General features: G+C 33.1%; 1 protein-coding gene and 1 pseudogene. Both read left to right on the top strand.

Features of this window, described 5'->3' with window-relative positions; genetic code table 11:
- Nucleotides 1–122: 122 nt before the first annotated feature.
- Nucleotides 123–965 carry a GIY-YIG nuclease family protein gene (locus tag ACTHUR_RS11540; RefSeq protein WP_070814351.1) on the top strand — a complete coding sequence of 281 codons (843 nt, stop codon included), beginning with the start codon at nucleotides 123–125 and terminating at the stop codon, nucleotides 963–965.
- A gap of 103 nt (nucleotides 966–1,068) precedes the next feature.
- Nucleotides 1,069–1,162, top strand: a pseudogene (locus ACTHUR_RS11545) (ABC transporter permease); the annotation flags it as partial.

The raw sequence follows: 1,162 nt of genomic DNA on the forward strand, positions 1-1,162 counted from the left end.
CACCAAAGTTTGGTGCTTCAAAACTAACAACATCAAACGGATATAATAAGATTTTTGGTCATAACCCAATTTGCTATTATGAATGTAAAATAAATATATTTTGAAGAAGCGTACTTTAAATTATGTTTGATACTAAATCTATAGGATATGTCTATATTTTGACTTCTAAAAATTGTGATAGTGTAAAAATTGGAGGTAGTAATTATCCACCGATTAAGCGTATTAAAGAAATCAACCAAACTGAACCTTATAAAAAATTAGGAAAATGGGAACTGGCAGATTTTAGACAAGTAAATAATTGGCGGAAAGTAGAACATTATTTGCATTATCGATTTAGAAGCTGTCTAAATACAAATCAGGCTAACCAAAAGGAACTTTTTTATTTAAGCGTTAAAGAAGCATCTGATGCTTTGAATGATTTGGATGAAAACCTGATTATTCACAAACCCAAAGTAGATAGGATGTTTCAAGATGAATATTTATGTTCTTATCTAAAGAATTTATTCATATTGTCCGGATTGGCACACTGGTTGGAATACCAAGGGGTATGGACATTTTCACTTTTCCCGTCAACAAATGGCGGCAGATATTTTACGTTGAATATCGGGTCTCATGAGGTAGCTTTTAGTACCTTAAATAGAAAGAATACACAAAGCACCCATATGATATTGTTAGATAAATTAATTTTAGATTTTCCAGGAACAATTTCTTGGATTGAACAACATGGATATATTGAAAAGAGTTATTACAAAACAGTTTTACCGAGAGCGGTTTCCATTTTTTTAAATGGTACCTTTGATATCGCGCTAGATTTTTTAAAAAAAGATGGGGTCAGACGTGCATTAATTGCTTATTGGTATGACTCTTTATTTAATTTGAAAGACAGCAACAAATGCAGTGTTTATGCACGTTTCCATAACTATAACGCCATTGCAAAACTTAATACAATTTGCAGTACACCGTAGTTACTGTTGACTACCTGAAAATAACACTAATAATCTGAAAATTGGATTAAAGCATCCACATACCCAACCTGCTGATTTCAAAATACAAACCAATACTCAAACCATGATTAAAACCGACAAAATCCGCAAACCACAGCCTGCGGTGTTTTACATCATCGACTACCTTTGGAGCGGCTTTGCCGGTCTGAGTGTGGCGA

It is taken from the genome of Neisseria sp. P0021.S007, assembly GCF_051956855.1.